A 19,726-nucleotide genomic window follows, 5' to 3' on the forward strand; every position below is an offset into this window, starting at 1 on the left:
CTCAGACCGAGGCGCCATCGTCTCCGTCGACCGATCGAGTCGTGGGCAGGTGGAAGAAGAGTCCGATCGCACCCCCGAGTCCCACGGCGATTCCCACGAGCAGATACCAGCCGGGCAGCGGTCGGAAGAAGATGACGCCGATGAGCAGGAGCACGACTGCGCCGAGGGTGGCCAGCAGTGAGAGCACGAGAGTCGGCGAAGCGGTGCGCCAGCCGATCGGTTCGGCCGGACCGGGCTCCCACCCCTCGGATTCCTCCAGGGCGTCCCTGACCTCTTCGACTGGGATGTCGGCCATCGGCGCTGCGGGTTCGGCGATCTGCTGGACGAGGTCTTCCCACTGACTGTCGCTGATGCGCGCAGGGTCCTCCCCGATCCGTTCGGAATCGGGAATCTGGTTGCGCCAGTCCTCGTTCTCCTCGTCCTCCATGTCACTCATCAGCAATCCTCGCCGTCACTCTATTCCCCGGCCTCCACCGTCGAGCACCGATCCCGACCGCGGGGATGCGGCTGCCGCAGCGACCGCCTCGGCGATCGCCTGAGCATCGTGATCTAGGGTCGCCACGTGGCGCGAGCGGCGCATCGCCACAATCTGCGGTCGCCGGGGGAGGCCGGACCGGAGGGTGCGCAGCGAGCGGGGACCGACGACGTTGTCCTGTCCGGAGGCGAACACGGTGACCGGGACCTCGATCTTCCACAGTTCCTCCCGCAGGCCCTCCAGCGCCGAGGCGAACGAGGCGATGGCCGCGATCGGCGTCCGTTCGTAGGCGAATTCGTCCCGTCCCGGGTGGGCGATGTCGCCGCCGATGGCAGGGATCGAGGAGACGAAGTGCTTGAGTACGGGCAGAACGGGAGTCAGGGGACTGTCGATATGCAGCGCCGGATTGACGAGGACGATCTCCTGCGGAGGAGCAGATGTCGCTCCCAGGCCGAGGGCGAGAGCCCCGCCCATCGACAGCCCGGCGACGATGACCCGATCATGGTCTGCCTCCAACCTGCCGAGTTCGGTCAGCGCCGCGCCGAGCCAATCCGACCAGGTGGTCGCGTTGAGGTCGCGCCACTGCGTGCCGTGACCGGGCAGCAGGGGGACGCTGACGCTGTGGCCCTGCTCGGCGAGGGACCGGGCGATCGGGAACCAGGCGGCCGGTGAACCCGTGATTCCGTGGAGGAACAGCACCGCGTCGGATGACTCATCGACGATGTGGCGGTAGGGTGCCGTGGGCACCGGATGCTGTGGTGTGAAGTCGATCTCCATGGCAACAGCATGGCATGGAAGTGCGACGCGCGTGTCGATATATGATGTCCGAGGACGACAAAGCGTCGTGACATGGAAGGGTGCTCGTGTTCTACTGGTTTCTCAAGCGAGTCCTCGCCGGACCCATTCTGCGGATACTCTTCCGTCCCTGGGTCAGGGGCCTGGACAACCTGCCGAGCGATGGTCCAGCGATCATCGCCGGAAACCACAACCACTTCATGGATTCGATCTTCGTTCCCCTGCTCGCTCCCCGTCCCGTCGTCTACCTGGCCAAGAAGGACTACTTCACCGGACGCGGAATCAAAGGCGCGGTGACTCGCTGGTTCTTCAAGCTCAATAATCAGCTGCCGATGGATCGCGGCGGAGGTTCGGGCTCTCAGGCTTCTCTCGAATCCGGGCTCAAGGTGCTCGGTGAGGGAAATTCGCTGGGCATCTACCCCGAAGGCACCCGCTCACCGGACGGCAAGCTCTACCGGGGTCGGACCGGCATCGCCCGTCTCGTCCTCGAGTCCGGAGCCCCGGTCATCCCGGTGGCCATCATCGGCACCGACAAACTCCAGCCCGCCGGGCGCCTGATCCCGAAGCTGCGCCGTGTCGGAGTGGTCTTCGGCTCCTCCATGGACTTCTCCAAATACGAAGGGCTCCCGGTCGACCGCTTCCTGCTGCGTTCGATCACCGATGAGATCATGTACGAGATCATGCGTCTGTCGGGACAGGAATACGTCGACGCCTACGCCTCGACGGTCAAGACCAAGCTGCTCACCAGCGCCAAGCCGAAGAAGGCCACCAAGTCCGCAGATGCCGAGGACGGGCAGAACCCGCCGACCGGGGACGCCCAGGGGGCAGAGAAGAGCTCCGATACGGCCTCCGATGAGCCCCGCGATGCCACCGGCGGCAGGCCGGGGAACTGAGCGATCCGAGCACGCTCAGCCGGCGAATCGACGGCGGATCGCGTGTTCGAATACTGCGATAACGGCGACACGCAGAAATCGTTACCTTGGGGTGTTTGTCCTGAAGGGCCAGGGAGAATAGCTTGGAGTTGTTGAATCCCACTGTAGGTTCGCTGGGAAGAGGGCTAGAATGTTTATGTTCTCTGTCCTTCCAAGCGACCTCGCTTCCCCCAGGGACTTTAAGGAGGAGTCGGTGTGAACCGCTCAAGTCATGAAAGCGTCGAGTCGACGCCGATACCGTCGGCGGCCCAAGGGTTGCTCTTCGACGATGATCTGCCCGTCCTCGACGAAGAGGCCGGCTACCGCGGTCCGACCGTGTGCAAGGTCGTCGGCATCAGCTATCGTCGGCTCGACTACTGGGCACGCACCGACCTGGTGACTCCTTCGATCCGCAACGCCACCGGCTCCGGCAGCCAGCGCCTCTACAGCTTCCGTGACATCCTCGTCCTCAAGATCGTCAAGCGCCTCCTCGACACCGGTGTGGGACTGCAGTCGATCCGCACCGCCGTCGATCACCTGCGTTCGCGCGGTGTCCAGGACCTCTCGCAGATCACGCTCATGTCCGACGGAGCCAGCGTCTTCGAATGCACCTCACCCGATGAGGTCGTCGACCTCCTGCAGGGTGGACAGGGCGTCTTCGGCATCGCCGTCGGCCGTGTCTGGAACGAGGTCGAGGGCAGTCTCTCCGAACTGCCCAGCGAACGGATTCCCGAAGACGATGATGCGGTGCTGGCCATGGACGAACTCGCGCAGCGCCGCGCACAGAAGCTCGGCTGACTTCGACAGCTCGGACCGCTCCCGGTCCACCTCACTGACTCGGGGGAACATGCGTGTGGCCCGTCCATGATGGACGGGCCACACGCATGTCTGCTCTCAATTCAGTCGTCTGCTCTGTTCGGGCCCCTGCTCAATGCTCATTTCCGGCGGCGCGGCAGGTCGAGACACCTCGGAGGCACTGCGGGGGAGGACAACATTGCCCCAAACGACGTCAGGACGACGCCGCTGAGGTCAGTTCTCAGATGAAGAGCCGCTCTGCTTGCGCCCGCGGATGTTCTCCGAGCGCAGCGCACGTTCGAGCAGCGAATCGAAGGAGGAGGCGACCTCCTCGGCGGGCTTGCCCGGCCACGAATGGATCGGTCGGGCCGAACCCTGTGCCTGCTGCATGACGGCGCGTTCGGCCAGCGGCGGATTGAGCACCAGAGGACCGAACATCTCACGCATCTCGGAGATCCTGTAGTCGTGCTCGGTCGATCCGGCGCGAACGCGGTTGACGACGAGTCCCAGCGGCTGGATGTCCGAGGTCCCCCGCTGACGCAGCTCGTCGGCGGCACGCAGCGCACGATCGGCAGCGGCCACAGAGAACAGGCTGGGCTCGGTCACGACCGCCACGCGGCTGCTCGCGGTCCAAGCGGTGCGAGTGAGACCGTTGAGACTGGGCGGGCAGTCGATGAGGACGAGGCGGTAGCCCTTCGCAATCCGGCTCAGCGCATCGTCGAGTCGGCGCAGGTAGCGCTCCGACAGAGACGGACGATCGAACTCGGCGGCCCGGGGAGACCCGGAGATCACGTCGAGATGACCGAGCTTCTCGCCGACCCACCCGGAGGGGATGATCGCCTCGGAGAGGATCTTCTGGGACTTCGGGGCAGCCAGGACATCGGCGATATCGACCCGCGTCGAGGTCGGGACATCGAGGCCCGTCGACGAATCCGCTTGGGGATCCATATCGACGACCAGGGTCGGTATACCCCGGTTGTAGGCCGCCGAAGCGAGACCGAGCGTCACGGATGTCTTACCGACTCCGCCTTTGAGGCTGCTGATACTTAGGACAAGCACCCTCCTACGGTAACGTATCGGAACCGGCCGGGCGGTCACGACCACGCCGAGGCGGCCCGAGTCGAAAATGGGACCCCCTGTCTCAGCGTGGCTCAGGTCACTGAGTAGAGTATTTCTCGACAGCCCGTCGACCAGTCGCCAACCGGCGGCCGATACAGAAGTGAGAGACACAGATGTTCTCTAAAGTTCTTGTGGCAAACCGCGGCGAGATCGCCGTCCGCGCCTTCCGCGCGGCGTACGAACTCGGCGCCTCGACCGTCGCTGTGTTCCCCTATGAGGACCGGAACTCGGAACACCGGATGAAGGCCGATGAGGCCTATATGATCGGCGAGGAGGGCCACCCGGTCCGCGCCTATCTCAGCGTCGAGGAGATCCTGCGCGTCGCCAAGGAAAGCGGAGCCGACGCCATCTATCCCGGCTACGGCTTCCTGTCCGAGAACCCCGATCTGGCACGTGCCTGCGCCGAGGCGGGAATCACCTTCATCGGCCCGAAGGCCGATGTGCTCGAACTCGCAGGCAACAAGGTCCAGGCACTGTCCGCAGCCCGCAACGCCGGCATCCCGGTGCTCGATTCCACCCGCCCCTCGGCCGATATCGCCCAGCTGCTCGCCGATGCCGAATCGATGGAGTACCCGCTGTTCGTCAAGGCCGTCGCCGGCGGCGGCGGTCGCGGCATGCGCCGGGTCGCAGAACCCGCCAAACTCGAGGAGTCCCTCAAGGCCGCGATGCGTGAGGCCGAAGGTGCATTCGGTGATCCGACGGTGTTCATCGAACAGGCCGTGCAGCGTCCGCGCCACATCGAAGTCCAGGTGCTGGCCGACAATGACTCGAACGCCATCCACCTCTTCGAACGCGACTGCTCCGTGCAGCGCCGCCACCAGAAGGTCGTCGAGATCGCGCCGGCACCCAACCTCGACCCCGAGATCGCCACGGCACTGCACGCCGATGCCCTGAAGTTCGCCAAGGCCCTCGGCTACCAGAACGCTGGCACCGTCGAATTCCTGCTCGAGACCGACGGCCCCCGGGCCGGCAAGCACGTGTTCATCGAGATGAATCCGCGCATCCAGGTCGAGCACACCGTGACCGAAGAGATCACGGACGTCGACCTCGTGGCCTCCCAGATGCGCATCGCCGCCGGCGCCACACTCGATGAGATCGGGCTGCGGCAGGAGGACATGCGGATCAGGGGAGCGGCTCTCCAGTGTCGCATCACCACGGAGGACCCGGCGAATTCCTTCCGCCCCGACACGGGCACCATCACCGCCTATCGTTCGGCCGGCGGCGCCGGTGTGCGACTCGACGGCGGCACCGTCCATGCAGGTGCGGCGGTCAGCGCCCACTTCGACTCCATGCTCGTCAAGCTCTCGTGCCGCGGCCGTGACTTCCCGCAGGCGGTCTCCCGGGCACGTCGCGCTCTCGCGGAGTTCCGCATCCGCGGTGTCTCGTCGAACATCGGCTTCCTGCAGGCCGTGCTCGAAGACGAATCCTTCATCGCCGGTGACCTGGCCACCTCATTCATCGAGGAGCGACCGCAGCTCCTCGATGCACGGGTCAGCGCCGACCGCGGGTCGAAGATCCTCGACTTCCTCGCCGATGTCACCGTCAACCGGCCCAACGGCGAACCCACCGTCAGGATCCGTCCCGGCGAGAAGCTGCCGGAGATCGACCTCGACGCCGAACCTGCCCCCGGCAGCCGCAATCGACTCCTCGAGCTCGGTCCCGAGGGCTTTGCGAAGTCGCTCCGTGAGCAGACCGCCCTGGCCGTCACCGACACCACCTTCCGCGACGCCCACCAGTCGCTGCTGGCCACGCGTGTGCGCACCCGCGACCTCCTGGCCGTGGCCGGGCACGTCTCCCACATGACCCCGGAGCTGCTGAGCATCGAGGCCTGGGGAGGCGCCACCTATGATGTGGCCCTGCGCTTCCTCGGCGAGGACCCCTGGGAACGCCTCGCCGCCTTGCGCTCCGCTGTGCCCAACATCGGACTGCAGATGCTTCTGCGGGGCCGCAACACCGTCGGCTACACTCCGTATCCGACACAGGTCACCGACGCCTTCGTCGATGAAGCCGCAAAGACCGGCATCGACATCTTCCGCATCTTCGACGCCCTCAACGACGTCGAGCAGATGCGGCCGGCCATCGAGGCCGTGCGGGCGACGAACACGACCGTCGCCGAGGTGGCCCTGTGCTACACCTCGGACATCCTCGACCCGAGGGAAGAGCTCTACACCCTCGACTACTACCTCAGGCTCGCCGAGCAGATCGTCGAGGCCGGAGCCCACGTCCTGGCGATCAAGGATATGGCCGGTCTGCTGCGTCCGGCCGCTGCCGAGGCGCTCGTGAGTGCGCTGCGGAAGAACTTCGATCTGCCCGTCCACGTCCACACCCACGACACCGCCGGCGGTCAGCTGGCCACCTTGTGCGCAGCGGCAGCCGCCGGTGCCGATGCCGTCGACGCCGCCTCGGCGGCCATGGCCGGGACCACCAGCCAGCCGAGCCTCTCGGCGCTCATCGCGGCGTTCGAGAACACCGAGCGGGACACCCACATCAGCCTCGATGCCGTCAGCGACCTCGAGCCCTACTGGGAGGCCGTGCGCAAGGTCTACGCACCCTTCGAATCGGGACTGCCCGGACCGACAGGTCGCGTCTACCGTCACGAGATCCCCGGCGGCCAGCTCTCGAACCTCCGTCAGCAGGCCGTGGCGCTGGGCCTGGGGGAGCGGTTCGAAGAGATCGAGCACATGTACGCCGCGGCGGATTCGATCCTCGGCCACCTGGTCAAGGTCACCCCGTCCTCGAAGGTTGTCGGCGATCTCGCCCTCCACCTCGTCGGTGCCGGGGTCTCGCCGGAGGAGTTCGCGGAGAACCCGGACAAGTTCGACATCCCTGATTCGGTCATCGGGTTCCTCAGCGGTGACCTCGGAGATCCTCCGGGCGGATGGCCCGAGCCGTTCCGCACGAAAGCTCTGGCCGGCCGCAGTCGCAAGCCTCTCGTCGAAGACCTCGAACCGGCGGACGTCGCCGCGCTCGAGGAGCCGGGCCGTGATCGTCAGGTCAAGCTCAACTCCCTGCTGTTCCCCGGACCGACGAAGGAATTCGAGCAGATGCGGGCGAACTACGGCGATCTCTCGGTCGTCGAGACCTCCGAGTACCTCTACGGGCTGACCGCGGGCGAAGAGCATGCGGTGGAGCTGTCGAAGGGCAAGGATCTGCTCATCGGAGTTCAGGCCATCAGCGACACCGACGAGCGCGGCATGCGTTCGGTGATGTTCACCCTCAACGGCCAGCTGCGTCCGCTGCAGGTTCGTGATCGGGCGGTCGAGACCGACATCAAGGCCGCTGAGAAGGCCGATGCCGGCAATCCCAAGCACGTCGCCAGCCCGTTCGCCGGTGTCGTCACCCTGCAGGTCAAGGAAGGCGACACGGTCGAGGCCGGCGGCACCATCGCGACCATCGAAGCGATGAAGATGGAGGCGACGATCACGACGCAGACCGCGGGCACCGTGACCCGCGTGGCGATCGCCGATGTCCAGCAGCTCGAGGGCGGCGACCTCGTGGTGGTCATCGATGGCTGAACGTGAGATCCGGCTCTGGGGCGATCCCGTTCTCCGCAGCCCCTGCGCCCCGGTGACGGTCTTCGATGAGAATGTGGCCGCCCTCACGGCCGATCTCGTCGACTCCTCGCTGCCGGAGGGCAGGGCCGCGGTCGCCGCGCCCCAGATCGGAGTCGCCCTGCGGGCATTCGGCTACGATCTCGACGGACGCACTGGGTACGTCATCAACCCCGAGATCGTCGAGCTCGGAGGCGAACTGCGCGACATCGAGGAGGGCTGCCTGTCGGTGCCCGGCCTGTTCTTCGCCACCCCGCGCTACGAATTCGCACGTGTGCGCGGAGTCGATGCCGAGAACAATCCCGTGGAGATCGAAGGCACCGAGGTGTTCGCGCAGATGCTTCAGCACGAAGTCGCCCACCTCGACGGGCAGGTCTACGTCCAGGCCCTGCCCAAGGAACGGCGTCGGGAGGCCATGAAGGCCATCCGCTCCGCCGACTGGTTCCTGGCCAGAGCGCTGTGACCGAGAAATACGTGACCCAGAAGTACGTGACCGAGAAGAAGGAGACACTTGTGAGCATTCAACGCACCGCCGTCATCGGCAGCGGCCTGATGGGAGCCGGAATCGCCGAGGTGCTTGCGAAGTCGGGCCTCGACGTGATCGTCCGCGAGATCAACGAGGAGGCATCGGCCGCCGGACGGGCTCGAATCGAGAAGTCCCTCGCCCGAGCGGTGGAGAAGGGCAAGCTCGACGAAGCGGCTCGTGACGCGGCTCTGTCCAAGCTGAGCTTCACCACCGACATCGCGGACCTCGCCGACCGTCAGCTCGTCATCGAGGCGGCCAGTGAGAACGAGGACATCAAGAAGTCCATCTTCGCCGAGCTCGACGAAGTGGTCACCGATCCCGAGGCGATCCTCGCCTCGAACACTTCGTCGATGCCGATCATCCGCTTCGCCCAGTCGACCTCCCGTCCCGAGCGGGTCCTCGGAGTGCACTTCTTCAACCCGGCACCGGTGCAGCCTCTCGTCGAGATCGTCTCGTCGGTGCTCACCGCCGAGGAGGTGCGCGATACCGTGACGAGCTTCGTCTCGGAGGTGCTGGGCAAGAACCCCGTCCAGGCCGAGGACCGTCCCGGTTTCATCGTCAATGCGCTGCTCATTCCCTACCTGTGCAGTGCCATCAGGATGCTCGAATCCGGATTCGCCACGAAGGAAGACATCGACGCGGGGATGGTCGGCGGCTGCGCCCACCCGATGGGACCGATCAAGCTCGCCGACCTCGTCGGACTCGACACCTGCTACTACGCCGCCCAGAGCATGTTCGAGGAGACAGGAGACCCGGCTATGAAACCTCCGATCCTGCTCTCCCGCATGGTCGATGCCGGTCTGCTCGGCGTGAAGTCGGGACGCGGCTTCTACGAGTACTGATCTGCAGCGAAGTCAGCTGAGGAAGATGACTGAGGGGCGGTGCCTAACGGCACCGCCCCTCAGTCATTCCGGTTCGCAGGTCAGTCGTTCCGGTTCGCAGGCCTCAGCCGGCGAGCAGCTTCTCGTAGCTGGCGAGCTTGAGGCAGGCGACCAGGCCCTGAGCTGCGAGTTCGACCTCTTCGAGCACCGGCATCGTCGGTGCGATCCGGATGACGTTGTTCGCGGGATCCAGCCCGTAGGGATGTGTGGCGCCGGCCGGGGTCAGCTTCACCCCCGCCTCGGCGGCCAGCTTCACCACCCGATCAGCGATGCCCTCCATGGTCGTCAGGGTGATGAAGTATCCGCCGTCGGGACGCGTCCACCGGGCGAGGTCCGAATCCCCGAACGCACTCTCGAGGGCATCGAGCACGGCGTCGAACTTCGGAGCGATGATCTCCGCATGCTTGCGCATATGCGCCTCGACCCCGGCCGAATCGCCGAAGAAGCGGACATGGCGCAGCTGGTTGACCTTGTCGGGTCCGATCGAGATCTTCCCGAGGTTGGTCTTCATCCAATCGACACTCAGAGGACCGCCGCCGAAGAAGGACACACCGGCTCCTGCCAGGGTGATCTTCGAGGTCGAGGCGAAGATCCACGGCCGCTCCGGATTGCCGGCTTCGGCGCAGAGACTGAGGATGTCGATGTTCTCCACATGCTCGTCCCGCAGATGGTGCACTCCGTAGGCGTTGTCCCACAGCAGTGTAAAGTCGGACGCGGCCGCGGGCATGGCGGCGAGTTCAGCGGCTCGCTTCGGGCTGATCGTGATCCCCGTGGGGTTCGAGTACATCGGTACGAGCCACATTCCCTTGACCGATGCGTCCTCGGCCAGGCGCTGCGCCTCGGCGATGACCGGGCCTTCCTCGTCCATCGGGATGCTCAGCAGTTCGAAGCCGAGAGATTCGGCGAGGGCGAAGTGGCGATCGTATCCGGGAACCGGGCACAGGAGCTTGCGCGGTCCTTCGCCCCAGGGGCGGTCATCGGCGGCAGTGCCGTGCATGGTCGCAAACGTCAGCGCCTGCGCCATGAATGTCAGCGAGGCGTTGCCTCCGGCGAACAGCTGCTCGGTGGGGATCTTCAGCAGGGGAGCGAAGATCTCGCGCAGTTCGACGAGTCCTTCGAGTCCGCCGTAGTTGCGAGCATCGACGCCGCTCGGTGTGATGACGTCATCGGCGGTGACGGCGGTGAGCAGGTCTCCGGCGAGGTCAAGCTGTTCGGGAGAGGGCTTGCCGCGGGTGATGTCGAGCTTCAGGCCGCGAGAGGCGAACTCCTCATAGTCCCTGGACGCTTCGTCCAGTTGGGTCTGCAGCTCTGAATTGGGCGACATAAAAGCTCCTTCACACTGATGTACATCCGGTGAGTCCATCCTATCCACTCTGCGACCCGACGCACGGATAGAGTGGGACCGAACTCGAACAGGGACAGAGAGGGTGCGAACAGTGGTGAGACCGCGGGCGCAATCGGCACATGGTCTGAGCTTCGGCACGCAGGCCGCGGTCTATGACCAGGTGCGTCCCGGCTATCCGGATGCCGCTGTCGATCTGGCCGGGGTTGAGTGGAAGGGCCTGAGGGTCTGCGACCTCGGCGCCGGGACCGGGATCCTCAGTCGAAGCCTCATCGCTCGTGGAGCCGAGGTCACCGCGGTCGACCCCGATCAGGCGGCTCTCTCCCACAACCCGGCCCGCTCTCTGCGCGGCAGCGCCGAAGCCACCGGCCTCCCCGACGCCAGCGTCGATCTCGTCACCGTGGCCCAAGCCTGGCACTGGTTCGATGAGAAGGCGGCCGCCCGGGAGATCGTTCGCATCCTGGCGCCGGGCGGCCGACTGCTGATCCTGATCAACCAGCTCGATGTCCGTGTCGATTGGGTCCTGCGGCTGAGTCGGATCATGCACGCGGGTGATGTCTACCGCCCGCGATATCGGCCCGAGCCTGGAGCAGGGCTGGTGCTCAGCGACCAGACGATCGTCGAATTCTCTACTCCGGTCACGCTCGAGGGACTCATCGATCTGGCCCGCACCCGGTCGTATTGGCTGCGCTCGAATGAGACCACGCGGGCTCGGGTGGAGGCGAATCTGCGGGAGTACCTCACCGTCGAACATCCGCTCGAGGGTGAGACGGCCCTGCCGTACATGTGCCTGGCCTACCTTCTCGAGGTCGATTCGGCAGGCGGCGACCGCGACCGGTGAATGACGCATGACCGGTGATTGACACATAGCAGAGGCGGGTCGCACCGATCGGTGCGGCCCGCCTCTTCTGTCGTCTAGCTGTCGTCGTCTCAGAGTGCGCGTCGCATCTGGGAATCAGGCCTGGGCTGAGTTCTCGTCCTCGGTCGAGGTGGACTCGACCACCTCGGTGGCTCGGACGGGGGAGGAGTGCGAGACGTTGATCTTGCGCGGACGTGCCTCCTCGGCGACCGGGATCGTCAGAGTCAGGACTCCGTCGACGTAGTCGGCGCTGATCCGGTCGAGCGCGACTCGGTTGCCCAGAGTCAGCTGGCGGGCGTAGGTGCCGACGGTGCGTTCGCGGGTCAGCCACTTCACGTCCTTCTCGGCGACCTCGGACTCGCGCTGAGCGCGCACTGTCAGGGTCCGGTCCTCGACGTCAACATCGATGCTGGCGGGATCGACTCCCGGCATATCGATGCGGGCGATGAAAACCTCCCCGTCGCGGTAGAGATCCATCGGCAGCGAGGTGGCGTTCGGGGTGCGGGTGACCTCCGAGAAGAAACGGTCGAGGTCACGGATGGGGTCAAAACGAGTTGCCATGAGCTTCCTTTCTGTAGGTCGATACATTGAGTCAAACACACTCAACTTTGAAATCATTCCTCTCTCATGAAATTCTCAGTTCTGTGAGTCTGCTTCCGGTCCTCCTTGCGCTCGTTCCCGTGGTCGTCCTCATCGCGTTCGGATTCGCGCTGAGACGGGTGCCGGGCTTCACCGCCGACGAGTTCTGGTCCGGTGCGGAGAAGCTCGCCTACTACTGCCTGCTGCCGGTGCTGCTGTTCTCCTCGGTCGCCGAGGTGGACGTCGCCCATGTGCCCATCCTTCGTCTCGGAATCGCTCTTGTCGCCCCGACCGTGGTGATCTCTCTGGCCATCATCCTGCTGCGCCGCGTCATCGCCGGCGATCTCCGGTCCTTCACCTCGGTGCTCCAGGGCGGGGTCCGCTTCAACACCTATATCGGACTCTCGATCGCGGCGAGCTTGTACGGCACCGAGGGCGGTGCCCTGGCCGCGATCGTCGCGGCGATCCTCGTCCCGACCGTCAATATCGTCTCGAGCCTCGGCTTCGAGTTTCTGCGGACCGGACCCAGCTCTGTCCTCGGGATCATTCGCAGCATCGCGACGAATCCGCTGGTGATCGGGTGTGTGGCCGGAGGAGTCTGGAATCTCCTCGGCCTGCCGATTTCTACCCTCCTCGGCTCGGTGCTCGACCCGCTCTCAGCCGCGGCGCTGCCGATCGGTCTGCTCTGCGTCGGCGCGGGGCTGCGCCCGTTCTCTCTGCGGGAACACGCACTGGCGCTGATCAGCTCGACGGCGACCAAGCTCATTCTGCTGCCCGGTCTGAGTCTGCTCGCGCTTCATCTCTTCGATCTGCCGCCCACCGCTGCCATGGTGGGGATGATCTTCCAGGCGATCGCCACCGCGAGTTCGGGCTACGTCATGGCCAGGCAGCTGGGCGGCAACGCCGAGCTCATGGCCGCTCTCATCGCCGCTCAGACGCTGCTCATGCTCCTCACTCTGCCGCCGGTGCTGCTCATCGCCGAGCTCGTCCTCGGCGGCTGATCAGCATCGACTCCGCCTCGGCCGGGTTCCGATGAATACGGCAGCGGCCGGACTCCACGAAGGAGTCCGGCCGCTGCCGGTCACTCAGGGGTGATCAGATACCCGGTCGCGGACCGGGATCAGTTCACCGCGTCGATCACTCGTTGTCGGCGCTGATGTCCGGGTGGCGAGAACCGAGCTCGGAGTCGATGCGCAGGACTCCGGAGCCGTCTTCGCCGACGCGCTCGAGGCGGCCGATGATCTCGGAGATGCTCGACTCCTCTTCGACCTGCTCGTCGATGAACCAGTGCAGCAGGGGCAGGACGTCGAGATCACCCTCGGCCTGTGCGGTGCGGTAGAGGTTGCGGATCGATTCGGAGACCTTCTCCTCGTGGGCGAGGGCGGCCTTGAAGAAGTCGATGGGCTGCGAGCCGGAGACCTTCGGTGCGGCGATGTCGCCGATCTGCGGAGCGAAGTCACGATCGAGGCAGTGCTCGATGAACTTCGCGGCGTGGACCTGCTCCTCCTCGGACTGAGCGCGCATCCAGCGAGTCATTCCGGAGAGATCGAGATCGTCGAGCTGAATGGAGAGCTGCAGGTAGACCAGCGAGGCTTCGAGCTCGAGGGTGACCTGCTCATTGAGGACCTTCTGCATTGCGGGGCTCAAGTGCATGTGTTTCTCCTTTGCGAATCGAGACGGATCACTTCCGTCAGTACAAAGATTATCCTGACACCTTTTCTAGAATGATTCCAGTGTGGAAAGGCTCGGCAAACTCCCGGTAGGTATAGCAAACCTGCCTGTTTCCAATCAGCCCGTCACTACCATGGACACCCCCGCCCCGTGCGTGCCAAGCTGGACGCATGCAGGACAGAATCGACGCACTCACTCACTGGCACGCGGGAGACGACGCTCTGCACGCCCGCTTCCTCACCGGCTCGTTCGTCACCGGTGTCAGCTTCATCGATGAGATCGCCGAGGCGGCGGAGGCTGCCGGTCACCATCCCGATGTGGATCTGCGCTTCCCCCACGTCGACATCACCTTGACGACTCATGATGCGGGATCGATCACCGATAAGGATATCGACCTCGCTGAGCAGATCAGCCGGATCGCGCAGTCCCAGGACATCGACGCCGAGGCGGACGCCCCGAGCTGATCGCGCCGGCGCCGAGCAGCATCGAGGCGTGGTCGACTCTCACAGCAGTGGGTGACGCTGCCCGACTCGGGTGGCCGCCTCGAACGCCTGGGCGATCCGGAGCAGGCGGACGTCGTCACCGGGTCTGGCGACGAGTTGGACGCCGACCGGAAGACCTGATTCGGAGAAGCCTGCCGGCACGGAGATCGACGGGCACCCGGTCGCCGAGATCACACACAGCGCCCGCATCCATTCGAGGTAATTGTCGAATTCGATCCCGTTGATCGACGTCGGATACTCGATCGAGGCGTCGAAGGGCAGCACCTGCGAGGTGGTGAGGACGAGCACGTGGTGGTCGGCGAAGAACCGTTCGACCTCACTGTGCAGGCGGGCCCGGGCACGATCGGCCGAGACCACCTCGGCACCGGTGAGCTTGAGTCCCATCTCGATGTTCCAGACCACCGAGTCTTTCATCCGATCTCGATGCTCTGTCAGCAGCGGTGCCCAGGAATGGACGAAGTCGAGGGCCCGGCGGACGGCGAAGACCTCATCGGCGTCGGAGAGGTCGGGAATCCTGTCCGTGACTTCGGCACCGAGCGAGGTGAAGACCGCGGCCGTGGACGCCACGATCTCGGCGACCTCCGTCTCGACCGGCAGCAGACCGTCAAGGTCCGGACTGAAGCCGATCCGCACGCCCCGCAGGTCAGGGTCGCATTCATTGCCGAGTCCGAATTCGGGCAGGTCGAAGACGTCGCCGGACTCACCGATCGACCCCGGCGCACCCGGCTCGGGGCCTGCGGCCACACTCATCAGCAGCGCCACGTCGGAGACCGTGCGAGCCATGAAGCCGCTCTGGGCGAGCCAGGCGAAAGGGTCGCCCGGCAGCGTGTGGGGAATCCGACCGTTGGACGGTCGGAAGCCGACGACATTGTTGAAGGAGGCGGGGGAGCGCAGGGAGCCTCCCATATCGGAACCATCGCCTGCGGCCTGGATTCCCGCTGCCAGTACCGCACCGACTCCGCCCGATGATCCCGAAGCGGACTTCGTGGTGTCATACGGATTGAGCGTGGTGCCGAAGACCGGGTTGAAGGTGTGGGAACCGGCCGCGAACTCCGGGACATTGGTCTTGCCAGTGGTGTTGATCCCCGCCTGCTTGAGTCGAGCGATGATGAGGGCGTCGGTCTCGGGGACCCGCTCGGCCATGATCGGTGACCCCCAGGTGGTGCGCATCCCCGCCGTGTCGTGAGTGTCCTTGTGCGTCATCGGCACCCCGTGCAGGGCACCGATCGGCTCCCCGCGGGCAAGGGTGCGGTCGGCCGCCTCGGCGCAGGCAAATGCGGTCTCATCATCTCGGGTCACAACCGCATTGATGGCGGGGTTGAGGGCGTCGATGCGATCCAGGTGATCCCTCAGCGCCTCCCGGGCCGAGATCTCCTTCGCCGCTATCCGCGCGGCCAGTTCGCGCATGGACAGCCAGCGCAGCTCCTCGCTCATCGGCTCACTTCCCAACTCTGCCGAGCACCGTGGACAGGGCGGCACGGATGCCGGTCTCCAGGGTGGTCTCGACGTCATCGGGGGCGAAGAAGGGGGAGTGGTTGCCCGCCGGCTGCTCGTCGCCGTCGAACTTGGCGGGGGAGTACCCGCCGAAGAACCAGTAGACATAGGGAACTCCGATGTCATCGCCGAAGGCCCCGAAGTCCTCACTGCCGGTGACCGGACCTTCGACGTGGACCTGCTCCTCACCGAGTTCGGCCCGGACGGAGTCGACGAAGGCGCGGGCCTCCCTGGGATCGTTGTAGCAGCGGGGGAAACGGTACATCTCCTCGATGACCGGTTCCGGCGCGCGCGACGCCAGCGCCTCGGCGAGGATGACGCGTTCGATGCGGTCAAGGACGACGGCACGGACCTCCTCGTTGAAGGTGCGGATGTTGAGTTTGAACTCCGCGGAGTCCGGAATGATGTTCTCCTTGAGACCGCCGTGGAAGGTGCCCACGGTGACCACGGCCATGTCACGGCCGGAGATCTCACGGGAGACGACGGACTGGAGGCGGGTGATCATATAGGCGCCGAGGACGATCGGGTCGATCGCGTTCTCCGGCTGGGAGCCGTGTGCCTGCTTGCCCTTGACCGTGACCCTGATGCAGTCGGACATCGCCATGGCAGTGCCCTCGGCGACGTAGAGGTGCCCGGCGCGTCCGGGCCAGACGTGCTGTCCGTAGATGACCTCGGGTCTGACGATGGAGTCCCAGAGTCCGTCGTCGAGCATCGCCCGGGCGCCCTCGCCGGTCTCTTCGCCGGGTTGGAAGATCATCACCACGGTGCCCGACCACAGGTCAGTGTGCTCGACGAGGTACTGTGCGAGGTAGAGCCCGACGGTGATGTGCGTATCGTGGCCGCAGCCGTGCATGACGTTTGTCGTCGTGCCGTCGGGCAGGGTGCCCTCGACCGTCGAGGCGTAGTCGTAGCCGGTGTCCTCGGTGATCGGCAGTCCGTCGGTGTCGGCACGGTATCCGACGACGGGGCCTTCGCCGTTCTCGATCACGGCGACGACTCCGGTGCCGCCGAAGGTCTGTGTGGTCAGCCCCAGGCCCTGCAGGCGGGAGGCGATCGTCGCAGCGGTGTTCGTCTCCTGCATCGACAGCTCAGGGGAGCGGTGGAAGTCCTTGTAGTCGGCGACGATCTGGGCGAGGTTGTCCGAGATCGCCTCGCGAAGTGCGGGATTGAGCGGCATGGTGTCCTTTCATCGTGGATCGTATTCATGGTCGCAGGTGAGGAGGTGCCGTCGGTGATCCGTTCGCCTGGTGGATCGGATGCCTGCATCACCGCGGCGGTCGGTCCTAGTTGATGCCCACTGAGTCTCCGTCGTCCGTCCTTCGGTCGGTCACCGCCCTGTTCCGGGTGAACCAGGTGATGACGATCGTCACGATGACGACGATGGCGACGTCGCCCGGGGCGAGCACGGGTACGAGCGGGATGAGGACGAGGATGACGAGAGCGGCGATGGCCAACGCGATGAGCGTCGACTTCACCTGTCGAAGTGAGGCGATGAGCTGGACGGTGACTCCGCCGAGGATGGCCGGCAGGATGTAGAGCTTGGCGACGAGGGTGACCTGTTCGGGAATCAGCGTGAGGAGCCAGGTGCCGAGGACGCCGACGAAGATCACCATCGAGGCGACGTGGATGATCGCTGCCCCGCAGATGGCCATCGTCGCTGCGTATTCGCCCTTGCGTGTGCCCGGCTTCGCCCCGATCGTGTCCTGGGCGACGATCGCCGAAGGCAGCAGCTTGTTGGAGATGTTGCCGATGAGGAAGGCCTGGTACATGCCTGCGGGCCCGAGGATGGGGAAGTAGGTGAGTGGTTCGACGATGTAGAAGACCCCGTAGACGGCGAAGACCGCGAGGAATCCCGTGAGGACGTTGCCGAGGTCGACGTTCGCATCGGCGACGAAGAGCAGATAGAACGGCACCGAGGTGGCGATGAGGAAGCCGATGAAGAGGGTGATCGACCCCCATTTCGTCGTCGTTCTCTCGAAGGCCGCGTGCGAGGGAGCGGTGATGATGTCTGACATGTCGGCCTCCTCAGGCTTCCGGTGCGCCGAGTCCGGCATAGTGGGCGAAATAGGCGGCTACGAGGCCGACGAGAAGAGAGATCCCCAGGCCCCATTCCTTCAGCCACGGCGCCTTGAGCGTCTTGGCGAGGAACAGGCAGATCGTCATGACGATCGCGGAGACGACGACGGCGATGACATGCGTCGGCGACTTCGGGATCTCCCTGAAGGTCAGTGCAGCGAAGGCCGCGAGGAGTGCAGCCCCCGGAATGATCGACATGAGCGCCGGATTGACCTTTTCGAGCTTGTGGGAGCTGCGTTTGAAGATCGGGGTGAGAATGAGCGTTGAGATCATCCACCCCGCCCCGGAGAGGCTCATCGCCATGAGCGCGACGATGAAGACGCCGCGGGTGAAGGTCTCATCGCCGAGGTTGGCGCCCATGGTTCCCGCGGCGATGGACGCGGAGGCCACCTCCGTGGCGGCCGATCCGATCAGTCCGACCCGGACGACGACCGGGGGAGTGCCGAAGAGGGGGAGAAGTGCGATGGCCACGAGCACCACAGACAGCGACGGCCCGATGGCGGCGACCCCGCCTGCCCTGAATGCCGAGCGCACCTCCTGCTGGCTCATGCCCGCTGATTCCGCATTCTTGCGCACGGCACTCATGTAGATGAGCGATTGGACGACAACGACTCCCATCACCGCGAACGCCAGGATCCACAGAATCGGAGCATTGGCGAGGCCGAGGTAGTCGGCGGATCCGCTGGCTGACGTCATGGGGTTCCTCATTTCAATGCTGAGATGACAGGCGCGATGCCGCACACGACGGTGTGGACCACATCACACTTTTGACGAACCTAACCCGATTGCGACAGCGATCACAGACTTCGGACCGTAATTCCCACTTGGCGAGAACAATTCCATCGATGATGGCCATAAGCAGAATCGATGTGCGAGTCATACGAGCCGTACACTCGTGATCACGATCACCATCGAACGGAGAGACGATCCGTGGAGCCTGAGATCGATGTTCAGCTCGACCGCGCCGAAGACTGCTGGGTCACGGCCCTCGAGCGTGTTCGCCTCGAGGACTTGGACCGGGAGAGCGGCTGTTCGAAATGGTCGAATCGGGAGCTGATCAACCATGTCGTCGGCGGGGGACTGCGCTATGCGAAGCTGCTGGCACAGGCCCCGCCGACCGAGGTCGAATCCACGCGCCGCGTCGATCACCTCGGCGCGGACCTCACAGAGTCGTTCTGGACGCATGAGCGTATATTCCGGACGATCGCAGGGGACTGCGATCTCATGGTCGAGGTGCCGCACCGCATCGGGCGCCTGCCCGGTACGCAGTTGGTCCGCATGCGCATCCTCGAACTCGCCCTCCACGCCGCGGACCTCTCACGGGGAATGGCCTTGCAGTGGCCGATCGACGACACGCTTGCGGAGTGCATGTCGACACAGCTGAGCGACCTCATCATCGAACTGGGTTCGACCGGGGGATATGCGCCGCCACGTACTCCGGCGGCACAGATGTCGCATGCTCAGCAGGTTCTCCAGATATCCGGGCGGTGACAGCCGTGCCTGCTCAATCCGATCCGTCACGACTCGACCACTCGCTTCGCGTATGTTCAAGGGTCTGCTCGAGGAGTTGGCGCAGAACGTCGATGTCCACGTCGGACAGGCGCGTGAGATAGAGGCATGCGGTACCGTTCGTGTGTTTTCCGAGTTTCTCCACGAGCTCGGGCCATCTCTGCGGAAAGTCGCTTGTGAGATAGATGGTGTGCTTCGATGCGCCGGGGGAAAAGGCCAGCAGCGGCATTGTCCCGCTGTGTCCGGAATCGTAGCGATACTCGATCTCGCCGAAGCCGATGATCCGCGACGCCCACACTACAGGTGTATCGCCGGAGAATTCACCGAGGAGTTCGCACAGCCGATCAGCCTCGGCACGTCGTGGACCGCGCGCACGATCGAGCACCTCGCTGACAGGTTCGCCGGTCGGCCTCATCGCCGGCAGCTTCGACTTCGCCACGTGATTCTCCTTTGACGCTGGTGTGTCCAGCCTAGTCGAGCCGATCACAGGAGAGGGGCGTTCCAGGTTTACTTAACATAATGTATATTATCGGCGTACGACGCAGAAGCCCTGACAGCGCTCGTCCAGACATCCGCACACAGAGATGGCCGCGAATGACTGATGTGTCATTCGCGGCCATCGAGTGTCCTGTGTTCGCTT

Annotated in this window: 20 protein-coding genes; 9 read left to right on the forward strand and 11 right to left on the reverse strand. The window is 64.9% G+C overall.

All coding sequences use genetic code 11. The features are described from left to right. Nucleotide 1: 1 nt before the first annotated feature. Both CV023_RS03025 and CV023_RS03030 read right to left on the reverse strand, forming a co-directional pair. Nucleotides 2–436, reverse strand: coding sequence for a hypothetical protein (locus CV023_RS03025; protein ID WP_230743976.1), 435 nt, complete (start codon nt 434–436; stop codon nt 2–4). Between the two features lie 15 nt (nt 437–451). Beyond that, nucleotides 452–1,252, reverse strand: coding sequence for an alpha/beta hydrolase (locus CV023_RS03030; protein WP_230743977.1), 801 nt, complete (start codon nt 1,250–1,252; stop codon nt 452–454). Between the two features lie 86 nt (nt 1,253–1,338). Between CV023_RS03030 and CV023_RS03035 the strand changes: the two genes are divergently transcribed. Further along, complete coding sequence (locus tag CV023_RS03035) at nt 1,339–2,163, forward strand: lysophospholipid acyltransferase family protein (RefSeq protein WP_230743978.1); 825 nt, start codon at nt 1,339–1,341, stop codon at nt 2,161–2,163. 234 nt (nt 2,164–2,397) lie between these two features. Further along, on the forward strand, nt 2,398–2,979 hold the full coding sequence (locus tag CV023_RS03040; protein ID WP_284934637.1) for a MerR family transcriptional regulator: 582 nt from the start codon (nt 2,398–2,400) through the stop codon (nt 2,977–2,979). Between the two features lie 231 nt (nt 2,980–3,210). Here the strand turns inward: CV023_RS03040 and CV023_RS03045 are convergent, their stop codons facing one another. Further along, nucleotides 3,211–4,035, reverse strand: a complete 825-nt coding sequence (locus CV023_RS03045; protein WP_230743979.1) for a ParA family protein — start codon at nt 4,033–4,035, stop codon at nt 3,211–3,213. 173 nt (nt 4,036–4,208) lie between these two features. On the opposite strand from CV023_RS03045, the gene CV023_RS03050 reads away from it, so the two are divergent. From CV023_RS03050 to CV023_RS03060, 3 genes are read left to right on the forward strand one after another with little or no spacing between them, the layout of a single operon-like run. Then, entirely contained in the window at nt 4,209–7,610 is a 3,402-nt protein-coding gene (locus tag CV023_RS03050; protein ID WP_230743980.1) for a pyruvate carboxylase, read from the forward strand. Continuing rightward, on the forward strand, nt 7,603–8,109 hold the full coding sequence (locus CV023_RS03055; protein WP_230743981.1) for a peptide deformylase: 507 nt from the start codon (nt 7,603–7,605) through the stop codon (nt 8,107–8,109). Before CV023_RS03050 ends, CV023_RS03055 begins: the two co-directional genes overlap by 8 nt. 50 nt (nt 8,110–8,159) lie before the next feature. Next, nucleotides 8,160–9,014 (forward strand): 3-hydroxybutyryl-CoA dehydrogenase, encoded by an 855-nt coding sequence (locus tag CV023_RS03060; protein ID WP_284934636.1) that lies wholly within the window; start codon nt 8,160–8,162, stop codon nt 9,012–9,014. 103 nt (nt 9,015–9,117) lie between these two features. On the opposite strand, the gene CV023_RS03065 is transcribed toward CV023_RS03060, so the two are convergent. Next, nucleotides 9,118–10,377, reverse strand: coding sequence for an aminotransferase class I/II-fold pyridoxal phosphate-dependent enzyme (locus CV023_RS03065; RefSeq protein ID WP_230743982.1), 1,260 nt, complete (start codon nt 10,375–10,377; stop codon nt 9,118–9,120). A 112-nt stretch (nt 10,378–10,489) separates the two neighbouring features. On the opposite strand from CV023_RS03065, the gene CV023_RS03070 reads away from it, so the two are divergent. Beyond that, entirely contained in the window at nt 10,490–11,236 is a 747-nt protein-coding gene (locus tag CV023_RS03070) for a class I SAM-dependent methyltransferase (protein ID WP_230743983.1), read from the forward strand. A 114-nt stretch (nt 11,237–11,350) separates the two neighbouring features. On the opposite strand, the gene CV023_RS03075 is transcribed toward CV023_RS03070, so the two are convergent. Continuing rightward, nucleotides 11,351–11,815: an Hsp20/alpha crystallin family protein gene (locus tag CV023_RS03075; RefSeq protein ID WP_230743984.1), complete on the reverse strand. Its 465-nt coding sequence runs from the start codon at nt 11,813–11,815 to the stop codon at nt 11,351–11,353. Nucleotides 11,816–11,898: 83 nt separating this feature from the next. On the opposite strand from CV023_RS03075, the gene CV023_RS03080 reads away from it, so the two are divergent. Then, entirely contained in the window at nt 11,899–12,834 is a 936-nt protein-coding gene (locus CV023_RS03080) for an AEC family transporter (RefSeq protein ID WP_230743985.1), read from the forward strand. 136 nt (nt 12,835–12,970) lie between these two features. On the opposite strand, the gene CV023_RS03085 is transcribed toward CV023_RS03080, so the two are convergent. Next, complete coding sequence (locus tag CV023_RS03085) at nt 12,971–13,486, reverse strand: ferritin (protein ID WP_230743986.1); 516 nt, start codon at nt 13,484–13,486, stop codon at nt 12,971–12,973. A gap of 188 nt (nt 13,487–13,674) precedes the next feature. On the opposite strand from CV023_RS03085, the gene CV023_RS03090 reads away from it, so the two are divergent. Continuing rightward, nucleotides 13,675–13,968 carry a 4a-hydroxytetrahydrobiopterin dehydratase gene (locus tag CV023_RS03090; protein WP_230743987.1) on the forward strand — a complete coding sequence of 98 codons (294 nt, stop codon included), beginning with the start codon at nt 13,675–13,677 and terminating at the stop codon, nt 13,966–13,968. A 39-nt stretch (nt 13,969–14,007) separates the two neighbouring features. Here the strand turns inward: CV023_RS03090 and CV023_RS03095 are convergent, their stop codons facing one another. The 4 genes from CV023_RS03095 to CV023_RS03110 all read right to left on the reverse strand — a co-directional run bounded on the left by CV023_RS03095 (nt 14,008) and on the right by CV023_RS03110 (nt 18,273). Beyond that, complete coding sequence (locus tag CV023_RS03095; protein WP_230743988.1) at nt 14,008–15,441, reverse strand: amidase; 1,434 nt, start codon at nt 15,439–15,441, stop codon at nt 14,008–14,010. A 4-nt stretch (nt 15,442–15,445) separates the two neighbouring features. Beyond that, nucleotides 15,446–16,678, reverse strand: coding sequence for an amidohydrolase (locus CV023_RS03100; RefSeq protein ID WP_230743989.1), 1,233 nt, complete (start codon nt 16,676–16,678; stop codon nt 15,446–15,448). 106 nt (nt 16,679–16,784) lie between these two features. Further along, nucleotides 16,785–17,516, reverse strand: coding sequence for a hypothetical protein (locus CV023_RS03105; protein WP_230743990.1), 732 nt, complete (start codon nt 17,514–17,516; stop codon nt 16,785–16,787). Between the two features lie 10 nt (nt 17,517–17,526). Next, the gene (locus tag CV023_RS03110; RefSeq protein ID WP_230743991.1) at nt 17,527–18,273 is read right to left on the reverse strand and encodes a DUF5058 family protein; all 747 of its coding nucleotides are present in this window, start codon (nt 18,271–18,273) and stop codon (nt 17,527–17,529) included. Nucleotides 18,274–18,507: 234 nt separating this feature from the next. Here CV023_RS03110 and CV023_RS03115 point away from each other — a divergent pair, with 234 nt between their 5' ends. Next, a complete protein-coding gene (locus CV023_RS03115; protein WP_230743992.1) occupies nt 18,508–19,068 on the forward strand; it encodes a maleylpyruvate isomerase N-terminal domain-containing protein in 561 nt (186 codons plus the stop codon). Between the two features lie 13 nt (nt 19,069–19,081). On the opposite strand, the gene CV023_RS03120 is transcribed toward CV023_RS03115, so the two are convergent. Next, entirely contained in the window at nt 19,082–19,525 is a 444-nt protein-coding gene (locus tag CV023_RS03120) for a DUF1801 domain-containing protein (RefSeq protein ID WP_230743993.1), read from the reverse strand. Nucleotides 19,526–19,726 lie beyond the last annotated feature (201 nt).

The sequence above is a fragment of the Brevibacterium sp. CCUG 69071 genome (genome assembly GCF_021023135.1).
GTDB lineage: Bacteria > Actinomycetota > Actinomycetes > Actinomycetales > Brevibacteriaceae > Brevibacterium.